Here is a 20,637-nt window from a genome sequence, read left to right as displayed (position 1 = left end):
GCACTAAGCTGGAAATCAATGAAACTCGTTGACCAACTTCCTGACCTGCCCGCCAGGAGTCCTTCCGCCGCCGTCGACCCCGACGATCTCTACACCCGCTTCGTGGAGTGGACGGAGAGCCGTGGACTGGCGCTGTATCCGGCGCAGGATGAAGCCATTTTGGAACTGGCCACGGGAGCCAATGTCATCCTGGCCACCCCCACCGGTTCCGGAAAATCGCTGGTGGCCATCGCCGCCCATTTCCAGGCAATGGCCCAGGGCCGCCGAAGCTACTACACGGCGCCCATTAAGGCGCTGGTCTCGGAGAAGTTCTTCGCGCTCTGCGAGATTTTCGGCGCCGAAAACGTGGGTATGATCACCGGGGATTCGGGCGTCAACCAGGATGCCCCCATCATCTGCTGCACCGCGGAGATTCTGGCAAACACTGCTCTTCGGGAGGGTGCGGCCGCCGGGCTGGGCGCAGTCATCATGGATGAGTTCCATTTCTACTCGGACCCGCAGCGCGGCTGGGCCTGGCAGGTGCCGCTGCTGGAGCTCCCGCAGGCGCAGTTCCTGTTGATGTCCGCCACCCTGGGAGACGTGACCAGATTCGAAAAAGGACTCACGGACCTCACCGGCCGGCCCACCACCACCGTGAGTTCGGCGGAACGGCCCATTCCGCTGCATTACTACTATCACGAGACCCCCGTGCACGAGACGCTGGAGGAACTGCTGGCTACCAGGCAGGTGCCGGTTTACGTGGTGCACTTCAGCCAGATAGAAGCCATCGACCGCGCCCAGACGCTGATGAGCATCAACGTCTGCACTCGGGAAGAAAAGGACAGGATCGCCGAGCTCATCGCGAACTTCCGCTTCGCTGCCGGCTTCGGCAAAACACTGAACCGGCTGGTCCGGCACGGCATTGGCGTGCACCACGCGGGGATGCTGCCCAAGTACCGGAGGCTGGTGGAGCAGCTGGCCCAGGCGGGACTGCTCAAGGTCATCTGCGGCACCGATACGCTCGGCGTGGGCATCAACGTACCCATCCGTACCGTCCTGCTCACGGCCTTGAGCAAGTACGACGGCGTCCGCACCCGGCTGCTGAACTCCCGGGAGTTCCACCAGATCGCAGGGCGTGCCGGGCGGGCCGGGTACGACACTGCCGGAACAGTTGTGGTCCAGGCTCCGGAGCACGTGACCGAGAATGTGCGCGCCATGGCCAAGGCGGTGGCGAAGTTCGGGGATGACCAAAAGAAACTGCGCCAGGTGGTCAAGAAGAAGCCGCCGGAGGGCTTCGTATCGTGGGGTGAGCCGACGTTCAAACGGCTGGTGGAATCGGTCCCGGACCCCCTCAATTCCAGCTTCACCGTTACACACGCGATGCTCATGAACCTGATGGAGCGGCCCGGCGACCCGTTCGCGGCGGCCCGCCGTCTGCTCTCGGAGAACCACGAGACGCGCCCCTCCCAGCTGCGGCTGATGAAGAAGGCGCTCGGGATCTACCGGGAACTCCTTGCAGCCGGGGTGGTGGAGCGCATTCCGGCAGACCAGCGGGACCCGGATGGCCGCACTGTCCGGCTTACCGTCCACCTCCAGCCGAACTTCGCCCTCAACCAGCCGCTCTCCCCCTTCGCACTTGCCGCACTTGAACTCCTTGATCCGGAGTCGCCGTCGTATGCCCTGGACGTGGTCTCCGTGATTGAGGCGACCCTGGAAAAGCCGCGGCAAATTCTTTCCGCCCAGCAGAAGAAGGCGCGCGGCGAGGCAGTGGCGGCCATGAAGGCAGACGGCATTGACTACGAGCAGCGGATGGCCATGCTGGAAGAGGTCAGTTATCCGCAGCCCCTCGCCGACATCCTGGAAGACGCCTTCGAGGTCTACCGCAAGGCGGCCCCCTGGGTGGGCGACTTCGAGCTGGCCCCCAAGTCCGTGGTGCGCGATATGTACGAGCGGGCCATGAACTTCGGCGAGTTCGTGCAGTTCTACGGGCTGGCCCGGTCCGAAGGCATCGTGCTGCGGTACCTCGCTGACGCGTTCAAGGCCCTCCGGCAGACGGTGCCGCAGGACATGCTGCGCGGCGACCTCGAAGACCTCATCGCCTGGCTGGGCGAACTGGTGCGCCAGGTGGACTCCAGCCTGCTGGACGAATGGGAGGAACTGGCCTCGGGCGCCGCGCCTACGCCGCATGACGCGCCGCCGCCTCCGCCGCCATCCTTGACCTCCAACATCCGGGCATTCCGGGTGATGGTCCGCAACGAGATGTTCCGCCGGGTGGAGCTCTTTGCAGACGAGGACGCAAAAGCCCTGGGCGAACTGGATGGCGGGTCCGGCTGGGACCGGGACCGCTGGGAAGACGCGCTGGACGACTACTTCGACGAACACGACGATATCGGCACAGGTCCCGACGCCCGCGGGCCCGGGCTGCTCATCATCACGGAAGAACCGGGAATATGGAAGGTCCGGCAGATCTTCGACGACCCGGCCCGGAACCATGACTGGGGAATTTCGGCGGAGGTGGACCTGGCGGGCTCGGACGACACCGGAACCGCGGTGGTCCGGGTCACTGACGTGAACCGGCTGTGACGCCCGGGTACCTGCAGGAGGGGAACCTGCTGCGGCGGTAAGCTCGAACAATGAGTGTTATCCGCCCCGCAACCGAGCATGACATCCCTGCCATCCTCCGGATGATCCACGAACTGGCGCACTACGAGAAGGAACCCGACGCCGTCCGCAACACCCCGAACATGCTGCGGCAGGTCCTCTTCGGGGAGAACCCGCGCGTCTACGCCGCCATGGCGGAGAACGAGGCCGGGGAAGTCCGAGGTTTTGCCCTGTGGTTCCTCAACTACTCCACCTGGGAGGGCACGCACGGGGTCTACCTTGAGGACCTCTACGTCAGTCCCGACGCCCGCGGTGAAGGTCACGGCAAGGCCCTGCTGCAGCACCTCGCAGCCATCGCCGTCGAGAACGGGTACGCGCGGGTGGAGTGGAGCGTCCTCGACTGGAACGAGCCTTCCATCAACTTCTACCGCCGGCTGGGAGCGCGCCCCATGGACGGGTGGTCCACCTTCCGGCTCACGGGCGACGCGCTGGAACAGTTCGGCAGTGCGGTCCCGGCTGCAGTCAATGGCTGAGGAACGGCACCCCGACGCCGTCAAGGCACTGACCCGCCTGCTCCACCCGGAGCAGGACAGCACGGCGCACCACGAGATCCGGGCACGGCATGAGTTCCGCGGAATGCGGACAGTGGAGCACGTTTTTACCGTGCCGCTGGACCATTCGGCCCCGGGCGGGGAGACCATCAGGATCTTCGCCCGGGAGTACGTTTCGTCCTCCCACAGCGAGGTTGAAGCGAGGAGGCTTTCGTGGCTGTTGTTCCTGCAGGGCGGTCCCGGCGGGCGCGGCAACAGGTTCGGCTCCCTGGGCGGCTGGAGCAAAGCCGCCGCGAAGGAGTTCCGCATCCTGATGCTGGACCAGCGGGGCACCGGCCTCTCCACCCCCGTTGACCGCAATACCCTGCCGTTGCGGGGTTCCGCCGAGGAGCAGGCTGCGTACCTGGAGCACTTCCGGGCCGACTCCATCGTGGCCGATGCTGAACTGGTCCGGACGACCCTCGGCTCGCCGCCCTGGAGTGTGTTCGGCCAGAGCTACGGCGGTTTCTGCGCCGTGACTTACCTGTCCTTTGCTCCCGCCGGGCTTCGCGAAGTCCTCATCACGGGCGGGCTGCCGCCCCTGACGGGGCCGGCCGACGACGTCTACCGTGCCACATTCCAGCGGGTGGCGGTACGCAATGCCGAATACTTCAGCTGGTATCCGGAGGACCGGGAAACCGTGGAGCGTGTTGCCCGCCATCTGAGAAGCACCCCCGAGTTCCTGCCTGACGGCAGCCCGCTTACCGTGGAGCGCTTCCAGATGGTGGGGGCGTTCCTGGGCGGCAACACCCGGGTGGACAGCCTGCACTACCTGCTGGAGGATGCCTTTGCCGGCTCCTCTGGCAGCCCGCGGTTGTCCGACCCGTTCCTGGAGCAGGTACAGGGCATCGTCTCCCGCCGTTCCAACCCGCTGTACGCCTTGATGCACGAATCCATTTACGGCCAGGGCCAGGCAACCAACTGGTCTGCCTGGCGGGTGCTGGATGAGTACCCGGAATTCCGGCCCGACGCCCAGCCCCTGCTGCTGACGGGAGAAATGGTCTACCCGTGGTACTTCGAGCAGGACCCCGCGCTGCAGCCCCTCGGCGACGTGGCGGAACTCCTTGCCCGTAAACAGGACTGGGAACCGCTCTACGATGTGCGGCAACTGGCTGCGAACCGTGTACCGGTGGCCGCGGCGGTCTATTCGGAGGATATCTACGTGGACCGGAAACTCTCCCTGGAAACGGCCGCCGCCATTCGCGGGCTCCACGTGTGGGAGACGGGCGACTTCCACCATGACGGCATTGCCGACGACGGCGAGGGTATCTTTGGACGGCTCCTTGGAATGGCCAGGTCAGGCCGCCGCTGACTGCCGTCGCCCCCCGACCCTCGCCAGGAACGCCGCGGCCAGGACGGAAGCGCCCACCACGCCGCCCAGCATGTTCAGCCCGAGGTACCCTGTCCAGCTGAGCACCAGCCCGGATATGGCGCCGCCCACGGCTCCTGCCGCGCCCATCAGCATGTCGGATACGCCCTGCACCACCACGCGGGACTCCTGCCCCACGCTTTCGGCCAGGAGCGTTGACCCGGACACGGTGGCGGCGGACCAGCCCATGCCCAACAGCACCAGGCCAACGGCCACAGCAGCGGTGGAGCCCTCGCCGAATCCGGCCACCAAAACCGCGGCAATCAGTAATGCGCAGCCGATCATGATGGTCTCGGTGCGTCCGGTTTTGTCCGTGAGCCAGCCCATGAGCGGCGACAGTGCGAACATGCCGGCAATGTGCAGCGAGATGGTGAACCCGATGATCACCAGGACGTCGCCGGAAGCGATGTGGCCGGCGTGGGAGGCGCCCTGCCCTTCCACCAGGTGCTGGAGATGCAGCGGCGTCATGGACATCACGCCCACCATCACAGCGTGTGCCGCGACAACTGCAGCCACCGCCAGCAGCGCGCCCCGGGAGGAGCGGATGGCACGCATGCCGCGTACCAGGGCACCCGGCGTCCTTCCGGCGGCCTGTGACGCCGGAAGCGGGAGACCGGGCGGAGGCGTGCCCGGAAGCCGGGCTTCAGCTGACGCAGCAAGCTCCCGGGCCAGCAGCAGCGGATCCGGCCGGAGTCCGGCGAGCACCAGCAGTACTGCCACCAGCAGCCCGGCACCGGAGATCACGAACGGGCCCGCGACCGGCGGCAGCCCCAGTGCCGCACCCACCGCTGTGCCCGGCTGGATCAGGTTGGGTCCGGCAACGGCCCCGACGGTCACCGCCCAAACAACAATGGACAGGGCCCTGCCACGGTGTTCCTGGCCGGCGAGGTCCACGGCGGCGAACCTGGCCTGCAGGCTGGCAGCGGTTCCCACACCGATTCCGGCGGCGCCCAAAACCAGGAGGACGAAGACTCCGGTGACAACGGACAGCACCATCAGCACCGTTCCTGCGAGGGCTGCGGACAGGCCCGTGACCTGTCCGCTCCGCCGGCCCCTGCGCTCCGCCAATGCGGCCAGGGGCAGCGCCGCCAGGGCTGCTCCCAAAGTCATGATTGTGGCGACGGCGCCAGCCCAGGCACTGGAGCCCGACAGCTCGACCGCGAGGATGGACCCAATGGACACCGTGGCGCCGGTGCCAATACCGCCGAAAACCTGCGCAGCCGCCAGCAGTACCACGGTGCGCCGCTGCACCCGGTGCACGCCTTCTTCCGTCATCATTTCGGGAGCCATGGACAGAGCTTAGTCCCCGGAACCGGCGTCCCGCAGTTGTCAATTAAAAGCAGGAATCCCGGCCGCGGTGCGGCCGGGATTCCTGCTTTTAAAAGGGGAGCTAGCGGGTCTGGTCGACGTCGCTGCGGCTCTTGCGTGCATCCTCTTCGAGGCGGGGATCCAGGTGTGCGGCCTGGGCCTTGGAGCTGAGCAGGCTGGCGACGACGGCGATGATGATGGTGCCGACGATGACCGCGAGGGATACGAACGTGGGGATCTCGGGTGCCCACTCGATGTGCTGTCCCCCGTTGATGAACGGCAGTTCGTTGACGTGCATGGCGTGCAGCACGAGCTTGACGCCGATGAACGCCAGGATGAAGGACAGGGCGTGCTTCAGGTAGACCAGGCGGTTCATGAGGCCGCCCAGCAGGAAGTACAGCTGGCGCAGGCCCATCAGGGCGAACAGGTTGGCAGTGAACACGATGAACGGGCTCTGCGTGAGTCCGAAGATCGCGGGGATGGAGTCCACGGCGAACAGGAGGTCCGTGAGGCCGATGGTGATGAACACGATCAGCATCGGGGTGAACACCTTCTTGCCGTTCACGGTGGTGCGGAGCTTGCCGCCGTCGAACTTCTCGGACATCGGGATGACCTTGCGGATCTTCGCGATCAGCGGGTTCTCCCGGTCTTCCTCATCCTCGCCCTCGTCCTTGGCCTGCTTCCACGCGGTCCACAGCAGGAAGGCACCGAAGATGTAGAACACCCAGCTGAACTGCTCGATGACGATCGCGCCGAGGAGGATGAAGATGCCGCGCAGGATCAGGGCGATGATGATGCCCACCATCAGGACTTCCTGCTGGTACTTCCGGGGCACGGAGAACCTGGCCATGATGATGATGAAGACGAACAGGTTGTCGATGCTCAGGCTGTATTCGGTGACCCAGCCCGCCACGAACTGGCCGCCGTATTCCGGCCCGGTAAAGGCGAACATCAGGCCGGCAAAGATCAGGGCGAGGGTGACGTAGAACGCCACCCACAGGCCGGCCTCCTTCATGGAGGGCTCGTGCGGGCGGCGGACCACCAGGAGGAGGTCAATGAGGAGGATCAGGCCGAGGACGACAAAGGAGCCGACCTCGAACCACACGGGCAATTCGAGCACAGGGTAGCCTTTCGCAGGGTACAGAGATGCGGTGTAAGTCTCTCCGGCCTGCCTGTGCACTTGGTGCTGACCTGGCGGCCCGCTACGCCCGGCGGGGCAACCATGCCCTGCGTGTTGACGATCGTAGCGCTCGGGATACTCCCCTACGTGACGTTAACTGTACCCCAGCCGGGAGAGCTGCCATTCCCGTCCGGGCTTTGTGTCATGGCGGCAGGCCTCAGGCGTGGCCTGCGGCCTGCATCTGGCGCAGTTCCTTCTTCAGTTCACTGACCTCGTCCCGGATCCGGGCCGCCACTTCGAACTGCAGCTCGGCGGCGGCGCCGTGCATCTGCTCCGTGAGCTGTTCAATCAGGCCCACCAGGTCCTCTGCGGGGGCGGCGGCGAGGCCGTCCCTCCGGACAACGGCAGCGCCCTTCTTGGCCCCCTTGGCACCGGGCTTGGCCGCCGAGGTGATACCGCGCTTGCCCTTGCCGTAATCGAAGCTGCCCAGCAGCGCATCCGTGTCTGCGTCCTCGCGGGCCAGCTGGTCCGTGATGTCAGCGATCTTCTTCCGCAGCGGCTGCGGGTCCACGCCGTTCTCCTGGTTGTACGCCACCTGGATGGCACGGCGCCGGTTGGTCTCATCGATGGCGTTGGCCATGGAGTCGGTGATCCGGTCCGCGTACATGTGGACCTGGCCGGACACGTTGCGGGCGGCGCGGCCGATGGTCTGGATCAGGGACGTGGAGGAACGCAGGAAGCCTTCCTTGTCCGCGTCGAGGATGCTGACCAGGGAGACTTCAGGGAGGTCCAGGCCTTCCCGGAGGAGGTTGATGCCCACCAGGACGTCGAAGCTGCCCAGCCGGAGCTCGCGCAGCAGTTCAACGCGCCGCAGCGTATCCACGTCGGAGTGCAGGTATTCGACCTTGACGCCATGGCTCAGCAGGTAGTCGGTGAGGTCCTCGGCCATGCGCTTGGTCAGCGTGGTGACCAGGACGCGCTCGTCCCGCTCAACCCGGGTCCGGATCTCGCCCAGGAGATCGTCGATCTGGCCCTTGGTGGGCTTGACGATGACTTCCGGGTCCACCAGGCCGGTGGGGCGGATGATCTGCTGGACATAGCCGTCCGCCTTGCCGAGCTCGTACTTGCCAGGCGTGGCGGACAGATAGACGGTCTGCCCGATGCGTTCCAGGAACTCGTCCCATTTGAGCGGCCGGTTGTCCATGGCCGAGGGCAGCCGGAAGCCGTGGTCCACCAGGGTCCGCTTCCGGGACATGTCTCCTTCGTACATAGCGCCGATTTGGGGAATGGTCACGTGGGACTCATCCACCACCAGCAGGAAGTCGTCCGGGAAGTAGTCCAGGAGGCAGTGCGGCGCAGATCCCTGGGAACGGCCGTCGATGTGGCGCGAGTAGTTCTCGATGCCGTTGCAAAAGCCCATTTGCTGCATCATCTCGAGGTCGTAGGCGGTGCGCATACGCAGGCGCTGCGCCTCCACGAGCTTGTTCTGGCCCTCCAGCACCTGCAGCCGCCCGGCCAGTTCGTCCTCGATGGACTTGATGGCCCGGGTCATGCGTTCCGGCCCGGCAACGTAGTGGGACGCGGGAAAGACGTACATCTCGGTCTCTTCCCGGATGACCTCGCCGGTGACCGGGTGCAGTGTGTAGATGTTCTCCACCTCGTCACCGAAGAACTCGATGCGGAGCGCCAGTTCCTCGTACATGGGGATAATCTCAACGGTGTCGCCGCGGACGCGGAAGGTGCCACGGTGGAAGTCCATGTCATTGCGGGCGTACTGCATGGAGACGAACTTCCGCAGCAGCGCGTCCCGGTTCATCTCCTGCCCCTTGCGGAGCGTCACCATGCCGGCGATGTACTCTTCCGGGGTACCCAGGCCGTAGATGCAGGAGACGGTGGCTACTACCACCACATCACGGCGGGTCAGCAGCGCATTGGTGGCGGAGTGCCGCAGCCGTTCCACTTCCTCGTTAATGGACGAGTCCTTTTCGATGAAGGTGTCCGTCTGCGGGACGTAGGCTTCCGGCTGGTAGTAGTCGTAGTAGGAGACAAAGTATTCCACCGCATTGTTGGGCAGGAGTTCGCGGAACTCGTTGGCCAGCTGCGCAGCGAGGGTCTTGTTCTGCACCATCACGAGGGTGGGCCGCTGGACCTGCTCGATCAGCCAGGCTGTGGTGGCGCTCTTGCCGGTACCCGTGGCGCCGAGCAGCACCACGTCCTTCTCCCCGTTGTTGATGCGCTCCGTGAGCTGCGCGATGGCGGCGGGCTGGTCCCCGGCGGGCTTGTATTCGCTGACTACTCTGAAGGGGTGTACTACGCGGTTGATCTCCTGCGCAAGGCTCATAAATCTAATGTACAACCGGGCCCGGACAGCCGCGGGCAAGTCCGTTACGGGCGAACAACGCCTCTTCCCCGGTCAGGAAACGACGGCGGCGCCCACCCGGCGCGCCCGGCCCACGCTTCCATACGTTCCCCTGCTGGTCCAAACCACTCCTCTTTCGCAGCCGCGTACGCGTCAGTGGACCTGTCGCCGTCGTGCTCCGCGGCCAACCGCCGCTTGAGCGCCAGGTAGTCCGCGGCGGCAGCGGGATCTGCCCGCAGCCAGTCCCGGAAGCACAAGGCAAAGCGCCACCCGGCAGACCCTTCGGCACGGACATGCAGGTTGACGGCCCGGCCGGGGTCGGCGTTTGCGTGGAACCGCTTTACCCACTGCTCCGGTTCCGGATGGCCTGGCTTTGGCATATCCGCGGTGATGCCGGGCACGGCAGGGAAGCCGGCAGCGCCCAAAACCGCAGCCAGTTCGTCGGCCAGGCCAAGATCCGGGACCGCCAACTGCAGGTCGATCACGTCCTTGGCATCCAGGCCGGGAACTGAGGTGGAGCCGATGTGCTCGAGGCTGAAGGAAACAGGGTCCTGGCCGCCCCGGGCGGAGACAGCCTTGCCGATCCGGTCCATCAGCCGCCGGGCCTCCTGCGGCCATTCGGGGCGGGACGGGACCAGCACCGGGCCTCCGTTCCGCTCCGCCCGGGACCCCTCGGCGAGATTCCGGGCAAACGGCAGCAGCCGTCCCTCCCACAGGTCGTCGACCTGCTTTACCAGGTCCTCCACGCTGCCCAAATTGTCCAGGACAACGTCCGCCGCGGCCAGCCGGTCCGCCCGCGATGCCTGGGCTGCCATCCGGGAACGGGCGGCTCCTTCGCCCATGCCGCGGTTCTCGAGCATCCGCCGTATCCGCACCTCGTCGGGCGCGTCCACTACCACCACCAGGTTGAAGTCGCTCCCCTGCCCCGTCTCCACCAGCAACGGAATGTCCTGGACCACCACGGCATCGTACGCTGCGGCGTCGACGATGGCTGCGGCGCGGGCACGGACCAGCGGATGGATGATGCCGTTCAGCACACCAAGCCGCTCGGCATTCCCGAAGACGACTTCGCCAAGGCGGGCACGGTTCAGCCGTCCGCCGTCGTCCAGCATGCCGGCACCGAACTCCTCAACCACCCGGCGCAACCCGTCGGTCCCCGGCTCCACCACCTCCCGGGCCAGCGCATCGGCGTCCACCAGCACCGCGCCGCGCTCCTGCAAGCGCGCGGCCACCAGTGACTTTCCCGAGGCGATCCCGCCCGTCAATCCGATCCTGAGCACGGTCCCACCCTATCCTTCCCCACCGCCCTGCCCCCGGCGGAGTGGGCCCACCGCTAGACTGGGCCGGTGCAGTACCAGGACAGCCGGGCCACGGCGTACACCACACTGGCCCCCGGGCCGGACTTCCGCCACGAGCTTGAGATTAAGCGGTCGCGGTTTATCGCCGTCCTCCGCCGGTCGGGGACAGAAGAGGATGCCCGGGACCTGGTGGCCGGACTGCGGCGCGAATTCCACGACGCCAGGCACCACTGTTCCGCCTTCATCATCGGTCCGGACCGGGACATCCAGCGGTCAAGTGATGATGGCGAGCCCTCCGGCACCGCGGGGATTCCCATGCTGGAAGCCCTGGCCAAAAGGGAAACCGCGCCGGGGGTAGCGGACCTCAGTGACGTCAGCGCCGTCGTCGTACGCTATTTCGGCGGGGTACTGCTCGGCGCGGGCGGCCTGGTGCGCGCCTACTCCGAGTCGGTCTCTTCCGCGCTTGCGCAGGTCCCGATGGTGCGCCGCAGCAGGCTGCGGATCTGTTCGACGGCGGTGCCGCCCGGTGCTGCCGGCAGGCTGGAGAACGACCTGCGGGCGGCAGGTTTCGTCATGGGCGGAACAAGCTACGGCGGGCAGCAGACCGTACTGCGCCTGGCGCTGCCGGACGATGATGCCCGCATTGCTGCTGCTGCCGACCGCCTCCTGTCCCTGACCGCCGGCGCTGCGGCACTCACCCCCGAAGGAACGGAGTGGGTTGATGTCCCGCTTCCCTGACGTGTCGCTGGCAGATGTGGACGATGCGGTCCTGGAAGAGCTGCTCGAGCTGGCCAAGCGGGACGCGTCCCCGGACGAGGTTGCTCCCCCGCTGGGAGGCCCCGGCTGGAACCTGGAACGGACCGCGTGGTTCCTCGGCCATCACCGGGCCGCCACCGGCCTGGCGGGCGGGCAGGGGGAAAAGACGTGGGCGGTCCTTTGCGAGGGAGAGGTGGCGGGTTCCGTCCGCCTGAAGCTTGCCGCGCAGCCAGAGGGAGTTTGCACCGCCGAAACAGGGATCTGGCTGGGCAGGAGTTTTCGGTCCCGCGGGATCGGCACCGCTGCCCTGCGGCTGGTCCTCGCGGAAGCGCGCACGGCCGGCATCGCACGGGTCACCGCCCGCACGCTCGCCGGCAACGGCGCCGCCCGCCAGCTGCTCGCTTCCCTGGGCGGGCACCTGACGCCCGACGACGACGGGACCGTCCACGCCGTCGTCGACCTTTGACTGCCTTGGCGACCTGAATGCGTGACTATTGTGCCTCCCCCGGCCGGTAAGACACAAAACGCCGGGAAGCCCCTCAACTATCAAACCCATAAGTGACGCATTTACGTCGCCAGGTGGCGGCTCTTAAATGCAGCAGACCCCCTGCCACAGGCAGGGGGTCTGCTGCATTTAGCCCGGAAGGACCGGCGGCAATTAGTTGCCGGTCAGCTTCTCGCGCAGGGCGGCAAGAGCCTCGTCCGAAGCCAGGGTGCCGGCACCGGAATCGGTGGCAGCAGGCTCGGAGGAGTAGCTGGTGGCGCCGGAGTCGCCGTCACCAGACGTTGCGGCAGCAGCGTCGTCGGCAGCGTGCTGGGCAACCTGCTTCTTGTGTGCTTCCCAGCGGGTCTGGGCGTCAGCGTACTGCTGCTCCCAGGCGGCGCGCTGTGCCTCGTAGCCCTCGAGCCATTCGTTGGACTCGGGGTCGAAGCCCTCGGGGTACTTGTAGTTGCCCTCTTCGTCGTACTCTGCGGCCATGCCGTACAGAGCGGGATCGAATTCCGTGCTGTCGGCGTCGACGCCCTCGTTGGCCTGCTTGAGGGACAGCGAGATGCGGCGGCGTTCGAGGTCAATGTCGATGACCTTGACGAACAGTTCGTCGCCAACAGAGACAACCTGCTCGGCCAGTTCAACGTGGCGGACAGCCAGCTCGGAGATGTGGACCAGGCCTTCGATGCCGTCTTCGACGCGGACGAACGCACCGAACGGAACCAGCTTGGTGACCTTGCCCGGGACAACCTGGCCGAGGGCGTGGGTGCGGGCGAAGGTCTGCCACGGATCTTCCTGGGTGGCCTTGAGCGACAGGGAGACACGCTCGCGGTCCAGGTCCACCTCGAGGACCTCGACGGTGACTTCCTGGCCAACCTCGACAACCTCGGACGGGTGGTCGATGTGCTTCCAGGACAGCTCGGAAACGTGAACCAGGCCGTCAACGCCGCCCAGGTCCACGAAGGCACCGAAGTTGACGATGGAGGAAACAACGCCGGGACGGACCTGGCCCTTTTCCAGCTTGTTGAGGAAGGTGGAGCGGACCTCGGACTGGGTCTGCTCGAGCCATGCACGGCGGGACAGGACCACGTTGTTGCGGTTCTTGTCGAGCTCGATGATCTTGGCTTCGATCTGCTGGCCGATGTACGGAGCCAGGTCGCGCACGCGGCGCATCTCGACGAGGGATGCGGGCAGGAAGCCGCGCAGGCCGATGTCGAGGATAAGACCACCCTTGACAACCTCGATGACGGTACCGGTGACGACGCCGTCTTCTTCCTTGACCTTCTCGATGTCGCCCCAGGCACGCTCGTACTGAGCACGCTTCTTGGAGAGGATCAGACGGCCTTCTTTGTCTTCCTTGGTGAGCACCAGGGCTTCGACCTGATCGCCGACGGAGACAACTTCTCCGGGGTCAACGTCGTGCTTGATGGACAGCTCGCGGGAGGGGATGACACCTTCGGTCTTGTAACCGATGTCGAGCAGGACTTCATCGCGGTCGACCTTGACGACGGTACCTTCGACGAGGTCTCCGTCGTTGAAGTACTTGATGGTGGCGTCGACAGCTGCGAGGAAGTCCTCAGCGGTACCGATGTCGTTGATGGCGACCTGCGGGGTACCGGGCTTCTCGGTGGAGGTGATGGTCATGTAGTAGGGGCTCCGTTGTGGATAGTTAGTCGGTCAGGCAAACCGGCGCGCCCGCGTTATGGAACGCAGGCGCGATTCGCGGTGAATCCGACGGATCCTCCGGGTCATCCTGATTTTGTGGATTTTACAGAACGTGCACGTGGTACACGCCCGTTTATTCTAGTCGTACGCGCCAACAGGGGTCAAAAGCGCCGGCCTGCACGTCCCTGTCAGAAGTGCGTGAGGCAGTGGGTTGCCCGTTCCACCGCGAACATCTGCCGGGCTTTCAGGGCAGCCCCGCCGGTGTTCTCGCGGATTTTGCCGGCCGCCGCAAGCGTCACCGGAGACACCGCGCCAAGGTAGATCGAGGACAGGGCGGAGACATCCATGGCAAGATCCGCGGTTGTACCGTCCGGGACGCGTTCGACGGCGGCCTCGCCGCCTTCCACTCCCAGCGACCAGGTTCCTGCCGTGAGGCCGAGTGGGTCATGCAAGTCCAGCACCAGCCGGCCGTCCGTTGGGTAGTGGCGGGCCGCCAGCGCCTTGGGAGCATCGAGGATCCGGAGCCAGAGCATGTCCCGGCTGTCGGACGAATCGATGCAGCGCGGATCAGTGAGGGCCCAGCCGAGCGGATCATCCAGGGGCGCTTCGTTCCAGCTGACCCTTTCCACGAGGTCGATTGCCGCAAGGTACTGCCACAGTTCCAGGTAGGCGTCGTTGGTGGCCGCCACCAGGTCCACCACTTCCACCGTGTACGGCGTGGTGTCCCAGCCCAGGAACTTGTAGGAGACGTACCCGTCCACGGCACCGCCGGGGCCGTAGTGGAGGGCCACCTTGATGGCCGGATCCTCCTTGCCGTCGCGGCCCAGCGAGCCGGAGGCCAGCTGCCGGTACCATTCCTGCCGGCCCAGTGAGCCTGGGGTTACCCGGTGCACGCGGTCAAAGACCACCGGCGCCAGGTCCAGCAGGACTTTGGGATTGGCGACCTCGACGCAGCCTGCGGGCTGGTGCTGCAGGTTGAACCGCGCCGTGGTGTCCACCTTGACCGAGCGCTCGAAGCTGGCAACGCCGTACCCGAACCGGCCATAGATGGTCCCCTCGGACGCGGTGAGCGCCGCCATCGCGACGCCGTCCTCCCGGGCCAGGCGCAGGTCCTCGCCCATCATCCGGCGCAGCAGTCCCCGGCGGCGGTGCGACGTGCGGACCGTCACCGAGGTGACCATCTGCGTTTCCAGGGTCCGGCCGAAGCCGACGTTGAGGGTCTTGCGGAACGTGGCGAACGTTGCCACAGGAACTTCTGCGGGCAGGGAACCCGGGGCAACGGCCGCCGTCTGGTAAGCGCCGGTCAGGGTCCGGCCGTCCAGTTCGTAGGTGGCGAGGGATTTCTCCACATGCTCCGGGGTGCGGATGGACTCGTGGAAACCGAACGCCACCGCCCTTGCCCACGTTTCCGCTGCGGCGTAGCCGGTATTGCCCCTGGAGACGGCGCCGAAGCGCCGGATTTCATAGCTGCCGCTCAGATCGCCCATTCATGCGAGCCTAGCCATCCATCCGGCGCGTGACCAGCGCAGACACTGCGGACCGGCAGGTTGCTAGTGTCCGGCGTCGAACCAGCTGGGACCGACCCCGATCTGGACCTCCAGCGGCACCTGCAGGTCCGCCGCGGCGCCCATCTGCTCGGTCACCAGCTTCTCCACGGCCGCGCGTTCGCCCGGCGCCACCTCGAGGACCAGTTCGTCATGGACCTGGAGCAGCATCCGGGACTTCAGGTCCTGGGCCTTCAGCTCCGCGTGCACACCCAGCATGGCGCGCTTGATGATGTCCGCCGCCGAACCCTGGATGGGGCTGTTCAGGGCGATGCGCTCGGCGTTCTCGCGCAGCTGCCGGTCGGTGCTGGTGAGGTCCGGCAGGTAGCGGCGGCGGCCTTCAATGGTTGCCGTGTAGCCATCAACCCGGGCCTGGTCCACCACGCCGCGGAGGTAGTCCCGCACGGCGCCGAACCGGTCGAAGTAGTCCTTCATCAGGGTGCGGGCCTCGTCCACGGAGATTTCCAGCTGCTTGGACAATCCGAAGGACGTCAGGCCGTAGGCCAGTCCGTAGGACATGGCCTTCACCTTGGAGCGCATGGCGCTGGTGACCTCGGAGGTCGGCACATGGAAGATGTTCGAGCCCACGAACCGGTGCAGGTCCTCCCCGTCCCGGTACGCCTGGATAAGGCCTTCGTCACCGGACAGGTGCGCCATGATCCGCATCTCAATCTGAGAGTAGTCCGCGGACAGCAGGCACTCGTAGCCCTCGCTGACCACGAAGATGCCGCGGACGCGGCGGCCTTCTTCACTGCGGATCGGGATGTTCTGCAGGTTGGGGTTGTTGGAGGAGATGCGGCCCGTGGCTGCCACGTTCTGGGCGTACGTGGTGTGGATCCGGCCGTCCTCCGCCACCGACTTCTTCAGCGACTCCAGCATCTGGCGTAGCTTGGCGGCTTCCCGGTGCGCCATGAGCTGGACCAGGAATTCGTGCCCGGTCTTTTCCAGCAGGTTCTTCAGCGACGCGGCGTCCGTGGTGTAGCCGGACTTGATCTTCTTGGTCTTGGGCAACTGCAGCTCATCGAAGAGGACCGCCTGCAGCTGCTTGGGCGAACCCAGGTTGACTTCGTGTCCGATGGCCGCGAACGCCTGTTCCTGCGCGTCGTCGATCACCCGCGCCAGGTCCGCGAGCTGCTCGTCCATCCGGTCCATGTCGATCCCGATGCCCGCCAGTTCCATATCCGCCAAAACCCGGGCGACCGGAAGTTCCAGCGTGGACAGCAGCTCCTCGGCGCGGCGTTCCTTGAGTTCGGATTCGAAGAAGCGGCTCAGGGCATGCACGACGGCGGCAGCCTGGACGAGTGCGTCGGCAGCCGCGGCGTCGTCACCGTCGAAGGAGAGCTCCAGCTGGCCTGCCTTGGCGGTGGCCGGGGAAATCCCTACGTTCAGGTGGTGCTGCGCAAGCTCCGCGAGTTCGTAGGTGCGGCGGTCCGGCTGGATGAGGTAGCCGGAGATGGAGGTATCATCCACCACGCCTTCCAGCTCCAGTCCCCGGGACGTCAGCGCCTTTAAAGCGGCCTTGAAGCCGTGCAGGACCTTGGGCGCTTCAGGGTCGCGAAGCCACTGCGCCAGGACGTTCTCCGTTTCGGCATCCAGCCCGGACAGGTCCAGGTAGGCGGCGGCACCGTCGCGGACGATGGCCAGGGCAGCTGCGTCCTCGCCGATGCGTCCGGGAACCAGGTCCACGGCGACCGCGGAGCGCTGGCCGGTGCCTCCCGCCAGGAATGCGGACAGCCCGGTTGCGTCCGCCGGGGTGATGTATTGAGGTGTGTCTATATTGGCCCGCTCGGCTGCCGGGGTTTCCTCGTCGCCGTAGAGCGCAAAGAGCCGGCTGCGGATGGTCTTGAATTCGAGCTGGTCGAACAGGTCCTCGAGGGCTGCCTGGTCCGGCCGCGGCTGGTAGAGGTCATCGAGGGTGACAGGCAGTTCCAGGTCCGTGTGGAGCTGGTTGAGCATGCGGTTGCGCTTCACGTTCTCCACGTTTTCGCGCAGCGCATCGCCCACCTTTCCGCCGATGGCGTCGAGGTGCTCCAGGACGCCTTCCAGGCCGCCGTAGAGATTGATCCACTTGGCGGCCGTCTTGGGGCCAACACCGGGTACACCGGGCAGGTTGTCCGCCGTCTCCCCTACGAGCGCAGCGAGGTCCGAGTACCGGGACGGGCTGACAAAGTATTTGGCTTCGATTGCGGCTGCGTCCATCCGGGGGATATCGCTGACGCCCTTCTTGGGGTACAGCACAAAGACGTTGTCGGTGATGAGCTGGAAGGCGTCGCGGTCGCCGGACACCAGCAGCACCTCGAACCCGGCCTTCTCCCCCATCACCGCCAGCGTGGCGAGGATGTCGTCCGCTTCGTACCCGGGCAGCTTGATGGTCTTGATGCCCCAGGCTTCCACCACTTGGGCGATGAGGTCGATCTGGCCGCTCATCTCGCGTGGAGTTTCGTTCCGCCCGCCCTTGTATTCGCTGTACTGAACCTTGCGGTGCGTGGTCTCGTCCGACACGTCAAAAGCAACGGCGATGTGCGTGGGCTGCTGTTCCTTGATCAGGTTGATCAGCATGGACGTGAATCCGTGGATGGCGTTGGTGTGCTGCCCGTTCATGGTTGAGAACTTGTCCGCAGGCAGGGCGAAGAAAGCACGGAAAGCCATGGAGTGGCCGTCGAGCACCAGGAGGCGCGGTTTGCCGGTCGTGGGCACCGCGGGTGCTGCAGTAGCTGAAACCGATTCACCGGCGGGGGCAGGAACTTCGGGTGTGGCTGGGGACGGGAAAGGGGCCGGTTTGGTTGTTTCACTCACAGGTGCCAGCCTAGTTGCCATGATGGACAATTTCACGCCCGGCCCCTTCGAGGAGGAGCTCACGGCGGCGGGTGTGCCCCGCCACCTGCACGGCTGGCTGGGCCGGTACGGGATCGGCGCCCTGGTGGTGAAAATGGGCATCCACTTCCTCGAGATGAGTCCTGAGCGGACGGTTGCCACCATGCCGGTGGAAGGCAACACCCAGGTGGCCGGAATCCTGCACGGCGGAGCGCACGTGGTACTGGCCGAAACGCTGGGCTCGTTCTCCGCGAGTATCCACGCAGGGCCGGGCCGGCACGCGGTGGGAATCGAGGTCAGCGCAGCCCATCACCGCTCCATCTCGTCCGGACTGGTAACGGGCACGTGCACGGCGATCCACCTGGGCCGCACCCTGGTGACGCATGAAGTGGTGATGACGGACGCGGAGGGCAGGCGGCTGTCCACCGCCCGGATCACCAACATGGTCAGGGACAACGCCCCCGCAACCTAGGCAGCTCCCCTGGAAGCAGGTCAGGTGCCGCTGTTTCCCAGAATGTACCGCAACTCCACCACGCCCCTGCCCAGGGTGCGGGAGGCAGCCAACTCAAGCGGCGGCGTCGGGCCCTCCACTGGCAGCAGGCGCTTTCCGTTGCCCAGGACCACGGGGATGACGGACAGGATGATGTCGTCGAGCAAACCGGCATCGGCGAACTGGGCGGCCAGGTTTCCGCCGCCCACCACCCAAACATTCTTTCCGGCCGCATCCTGCTTGAAGTCAGCCACGAACTCCGCGATGTCGCCGCGGACGAACGTGATGTCGGCCCCGGCCGGCGCCTTGTATTCGTGCCGCGTGAAGACGTAGCTGGGGATACCGGGATACGGCCACTTGTCCAGTTCGTGCTCCATCAGCCAGGCGTAGGTGTCCCCGCCCATGACGATGCAGCCGACGTCCGCCATAAACGTTTCGTAGCTCTCGGTTCCGCCCTCGAAACCGTCGAACTGCAGGAGCCAGCCGAGGTCGTCGGCGGGGGTGGCGATGAAGCCGTCGAGCGAGGCAGCAACGAAGTATTGGATGCGGGACATGGGGCCAGCCTAGCCAACCCGGGATGGCCTGCCCAGAGGCCCGGCCGCAGCCGGCTGTCAGCCGGAGAAGTACGGGATGATCAGGTAGAGCCCGAACAGCACGGCGAGGCCGCACAGCCCGAAGCAGATATAGGCGAAGGACTTCTTGACGCCGGGCGAGGCCTGCCGGGAATCGGCAGCGATTGCCGTCAGCCGGACACCCAGTGAATACAGGACTACCACCGTGACGGCTGCGACGAGGGTTGCCCCGGCTACGGTCACGAGTTCCAACCACTTCATCGCTGGGTCTCCTTGGAGGTGTCGGCGTCGGCGCTGGCTGCGGCCTCCGCATCGGCGGTGGCGGCGCCGGTGCCACTAAAATTAGGCGCCCCGTTCTTGTCCTGTGCCCTGGCCTTGGCGCGGACGCGTGCCAGTCCCTTCTTCTTCCGGAACTTGACGGCCTGTCCTGCTTCTTCGACCTCGATGGCGTTGTGGTGGCCGACGGCGGACTTCCGGGAGTAGAAGAACATGAAGAGGACTGCTGCAGTCCCGGCAATGGCCGCGATCAGTACACCCACGGTGCCGGTCTTCACCAGCAGTGCGGTCAGGGCGCCCACGATGCCGGCGGCGGGCAGGGTGAACAGCCAGCCGAGGGCGATCTTGCCCACCATGCTCCAGCGGACGCTGGTTCCTTTGCGGCCCATGCCGGACCCGATGACGGACCCGGAAGCCACCTGGGTGGTGGAAAGGGCAAAGCCGAGGTGGGACGAGGCGAGGATGGCGGAGGCGGTGCTGGTTTCGGCCGCGAAGCCCTGTGCCGGCTTAACTTCGGTGAGCCCGGCGCCCATGGTGCGGATGATGCGCCAGCCACCGGCGTAGGTTCCGATGGCAATCGCGAAAGCACAGGCCGCAATGACCCAGAATTCCGGCCCGGAACCCGGATCCTGGGTCCCTGCGGCAATGAGGACCAGGGTGATGATGCCCATGGTCTTCTGGGCGTCGTTGGTGCCGTGGGCCAAAGCCACCAGGCTGGAGGTGAAGATCTGGCCGGTGCGGAATCCGCCACGCTTCTGGGTCAGCTTGCTGCCGGTCTCCGGATCGTGCCGGGAGGTAAGGGCATACGCGAGGCGGGTGCAGACATAGGCGACGGCGCCTGCGATCAGCGGCGCAAAGATGGCCGGGAGGATGACCTTCTGCAGCAGGCCTTCAATGTTGATGGAGTGGAAGCCGATGCCCGCGACGGCGGCACCGATCAGGCCGCCGAACAGGGCGTGCGAGGAACTCGACGGCAGCCCCTTGAGCCACGTGATCATGTTCCAGAGAATGGCCCCCATCAGCCCGGCAAAGATGATGTCCGGCGTGATCTGGACGCCGTCCGAGCCTTCACGGATGATGCCGCCGGATACCGTCTTGGCCACCTCGGTGGACAGGAACGCTCCCACCAGGTTCAGGATGGCGGCCAGTGTCACCGCGGATTTCGGCTTGATGGCACCTGTCGCGATGGGCGTGGCCATGGCGTTGGCGGTGTCGTGGAAGCCGTTCGTGAAGTCGAAAAATAATGCCAGCGCGATGACCAGCGCCACCATGAAGGTGATATCCACCTGTTGCCCAATCTGCAGAGTCGACGTTCGGCAGTTTCTTTCCCCCGGCTGCCTTGAACAGCACAATTCACCAACTGTTTGCCTGAAGTGACTTGCGGCGTTAACCCAGCCGGCGTGAAA

16 protein-coding genes are annotated in these 20,637 nt (G+C 65.8%); 6 read left to right on the top strand and 10 right to left on the bottom strand.

Annotated elements, in window-relative coordinates:
• The first annotated feature begins 18 nt into the window (after positions 1-18).
• From ACLH0K_RS08355 to ACLH0K_RS08345, 3 genes are all read left to right on the top strand, one after another.
• Complete coding sequence (locus tag ACLH0K_RS08355; protein ID WP_411376311.1) at positions 19-2,562, top strand: DEAD/DEAH box helicase; 2,544 nt, start codon at positions 19-21, stop codon at positions 2,560-2,562.
• Between the two features lie 50 nt (positions 2,563-2,612).
• Positions 2,613-3,113, top strand: a complete 501-nt coding sequence (locus ACLH0K_RS08350; protein WP_411376310.1) for an N-acetyltransferase family protein — start codon at positions 2,613-2,615, stop codon at positions 3,111-3,113.
• Positions 3,114-3,216: 103 nt separating this feature from the next.
• Entirely contained in the window at positions 3,217-4,482 is a 1,266-nt protein-coding gene (locus ACLH0K_RS08345) for an alpha/beta fold hydrolase (RefSeq protein WP_411376438.1), read from the top strand.
• On the opposite strand, the gene ACLH0K_RS08340 is transcribed toward ACLH0K_RS08345, so the two are convergent.
• From ACLH0K_RS08340 to coaE, 4 genes are all read right to left on the bottom strand, one after another.
• Positions 4,468-5,829: an MFS transporter gene (locus ACLH0K_RS08340; RefSeq protein ID WP_411376309.1), complete on the bottom strand. Its 1,362-nt coding sequence runs from the start codon at positions 5,827-5,829 to the stop codon at positions 4,468-4,470. The genes ACLH0K_RS08345 and ACLH0K_RS08340 overlap by 15 nt on opposite strands.
• A 100-nt stretch (positions 5,830-5,929) precedes the next feature.
• On the bottom strand, positions 5,930-6,967 hold the full coding sequence (locus ACLH0K_RS08335) for a TerC family protein (protein WP_411376308.1): 1,038 nt from the start codon (positions 6,965-6,967) through the stop codon (positions 5,930-5,932).
• Positions 6,968-7,184: 217 nt separating this feature from the next.
• The gene (uvrB, locus tag ACLH0K_RS08330; RefSeq protein WP_411376307.1) at positions 7,185-9,308 is read right to left on the bottom strand and encodes an excinuclease ABC subunit UvrB; all 2,124 of its coding nucleotides are present in this window, start codon (positions 9,306-9,308) and stop codon (positions 7,185-7,187) included.
• Positions 9,309-9,352: 44 nt separating this feature from the next.
• Entirely contained in the window at positions 9,353-10,606 is a 1,254-nt protein-coding gene (coaE, locus tag ACLH0K_RS08325) for a dephospho-CoA kinase (RefSeq protein ID WP_411376306.1), read from the bottom strand.
• Positions 10,607-10,672: 66 nt separating this feature from the next.
• Here coaE and ACLH0K_RS08320 point away from each other — a divergent pair, with 66 nt between their 5' ends.
• The gene (locus ACLH0K_RS08320; protein WP_411376305.1) at positions 10,673-11,362 is read left to right on the top strand and encodes an IMPACT family protein; all 690 of its coding nucleotides are present in this window, start codon (positions 10,673-10,675) and stop codon (positions 11,360-11,362) included.
• Entirely contained in the window at positions 11,346-11,846 is a 501-nt protein-coding gene (locus tag ACLH0K_RS08315; RefSeq protein WP_411376304.1) for a GNAT family N-acetyltransferase, read from the top strand. The genes ACLH0K_RS08320 and ACLH0K_RS08315 overlap by 17 nt, the downstream gene beginning before the upstream one ends.
• A gap of 192 nt (positions 11,847-12,038) precedes the next feature.
• On the opposite strand, the gene rpsA is transcribed toward ACLH0K_RS08315, so the two are convergent.
• The 3 genes from rpsA to polA form a co-directional block, all read right to left on the bottom strand.
• The gene (gene rpsA / locus ACLH0K_RS08310; protein WP_138135924.1) at positions 12,039-13,514 is read right to left on the bottom strand and encodes a 30S ribosomal protein S1; all 1,476 of its coding nucleotides are present in this window, start codon (positions 13,512-13,514) and stop codon (positions 12,039-12,041) included.
• A gap of 209 nt (positions 13,515-13,723) precedes the next feature.
• Positions 13,724-15,022: a GNAT family N-acetyltransferase gene (locus tag ACLH0K_RS08305; protein WP_411376303.1), complete on the bottom strand. Its 1,299-nt coding sequence runs from the start codon at positions 15,020-15,022 to the stop codon at positions 13,724-13,726.
• A 63-nt stretch (positions 15,023-15,085) separates the two neighbouring features.
• Complete coding sequence (gene polA, locus ACLH0K_RS08300) at positions 15,086-17,728, bottom strand: DNA polymerase I (RefSeq protein WP_411376437.1); 2,643 nt, start codon at positions 17,726-17,728, stop codon at positions 15,086-15,088.
• Between the two features lie 166 nt (positions 17,729-17,894).
• Between polA and ACLH0K_RS08295 the strand changes: the two genes are divergently transcribed.
• Positions 17,895-18,365 (top strand): hotdog fold thioesterase, encoded by a 471-nt coding sequence (locus ACLH0K_RS08295; protein WP_411376302.1) that lies wholly within the window; start codon positions 17,895-17,897, stop codon positions 18,363-18,365.
• Between the two features lie 20 nt (positions 18,366-18,385).
• On the opposite strand, the gene ACLH0K_RS08290 is transcribed toward ACLH0K_RS08295, so the two are convergent.
• From ACLH0K_RS08290 to ACLH0K_RS08280, 3 genes are read right to left on the bottom strand one after another with little or no spacing between them, the layout of a single operon-like run.
• The gene (locus ACLH0K_RS08290) at positions 18,386-18,937 is read right to left on the bottom strand and encodes a dihydrofolate reductase family protein (RefSeq protein ID WP_411376301.1); all 552 of its coding nucleotides are present in this window, start codon (positions 18,935-18,937) and stop codon (positions 18,386-18,388) included.
• A 57-nt stretch (positions 18,938-18,994) separates the two neighbouring features.
• Positions 18,995-19,216, bottom strand: a complete 222-nt coding sequence (locus tag ACLH0K_RS08285; RefSeq protein WP_411376300.1) for a hypothetical protein — start codon at positions 19,214-19,216, stop codon at positions 18,995-18,997.
• Positions 19,213-20,517, bottom strand: a complete 1,305-nt coding sequence (locus ACLH0K_RS08280; protein ID WP_411376299.1) for an anion permease — start codon at positions 20,515-20,517, stop codon at positions 19,213-19,215. Before ACLH0K_RS08280 ends, ACLH0K_RS08285 begins: the two co-directional genes overlap by 4 nt.
• Positions 20,518-20,637: the final 120 nt, after the last annotated feature.

Source organism: Arthrobacter sp. MPF02, from assembly GCF_046605375.1.
GTDB lineage: Bacteria > Actinomycetota > Actinomycetes > Actinomycetales > Micrococcaceae > Arthrobacter.
This window is presented reverse-complemented; position numbering and strand designations above follow the sequence as displayed.

Coding starts and splice junctions, on each gene's coding strand:
- ACLH0K_RS08350 (WP_411376310.1), top strand. CDS start 2,613: ATGAGTGTTATCCGCCCCGCAACCGAGCATGACATCCCTGCCATCCTC.
- ACLH0K_RS08285 (WP_411376300.1), bottom strand. CDS start 19,216: ATGAAGTGGTTGGAACTCGTGACCGTAGCCGGGGCAACCCTCGTCGCA.
- polA (WP_411376437.1), bottom strand. CDS start 17,728: ATGGCTTTCCGTGCTTTCTTCGCCCTGCCTGCGGACAAGTTCTCAACC.
- ACLH0K_RS08345 (WP_411376438.1), top strand. CDS start 3,217: ATGCGGACAGTGGAGCACGTTTTTACCGTGCCGCTGGACCATTCGGCC.
- ACLH0K_RS08295 (WP_411376302.1), top strand. CDS start 17,895: ATGATGGACAATTTCACGCCCGGCCCCTTCGAGGAGGAGCTCACGGCG.
- uvrB (WP_411376307.1), bottom strand. CDS start 9,308: ATGAGCCTTGCGCAGGAGATCAACCGCGTAGTACACCCCTTCAGAGTA.
- ACLH0K_RS08315 (WP_411376304.1), top strand. CDS start 11,346: ATGTCCCGCTTCCCTGACGTGTCGCTGGCAGATGTGGACGATGCGGTC.
- ACLH0K_RS08305 (WP_411376303.1), bottom strand. CDS start 15,022: ATGGGCGATCTGAGCGGCAGCTATGAAATCCGGCGCTTCGGCGCCGTC.
- ACLH0K_RS08355 (WP_411376311.1), top strand. CDS start 19: ATGAAACTCGTTGACCAACTTCCTGACCTGCCCGCCAGGAGTCCTTCC.
- ACLH0K_RS08340 (WP_411376309.1), bottom strand. CDS start 5,829: ATGGCTCCCGAAATGATGACGGAAGAAGGCGTGCACCGGGTGCAGCGG.
- rpsA (WP_138135924.1), bottom strand. CDS start 13,514: ATGACCATCACCTCCACCGAGAAGCCCGGTACCCCGCAGGTCGCCATC.
- ACLH0K_RS08290 (WP_411376301.1), bottom strand. CDS start 18,937: ATGTCCCGCATCCAATACTTCGTTGCTGCCTCGCTCGACGGCTTCATC.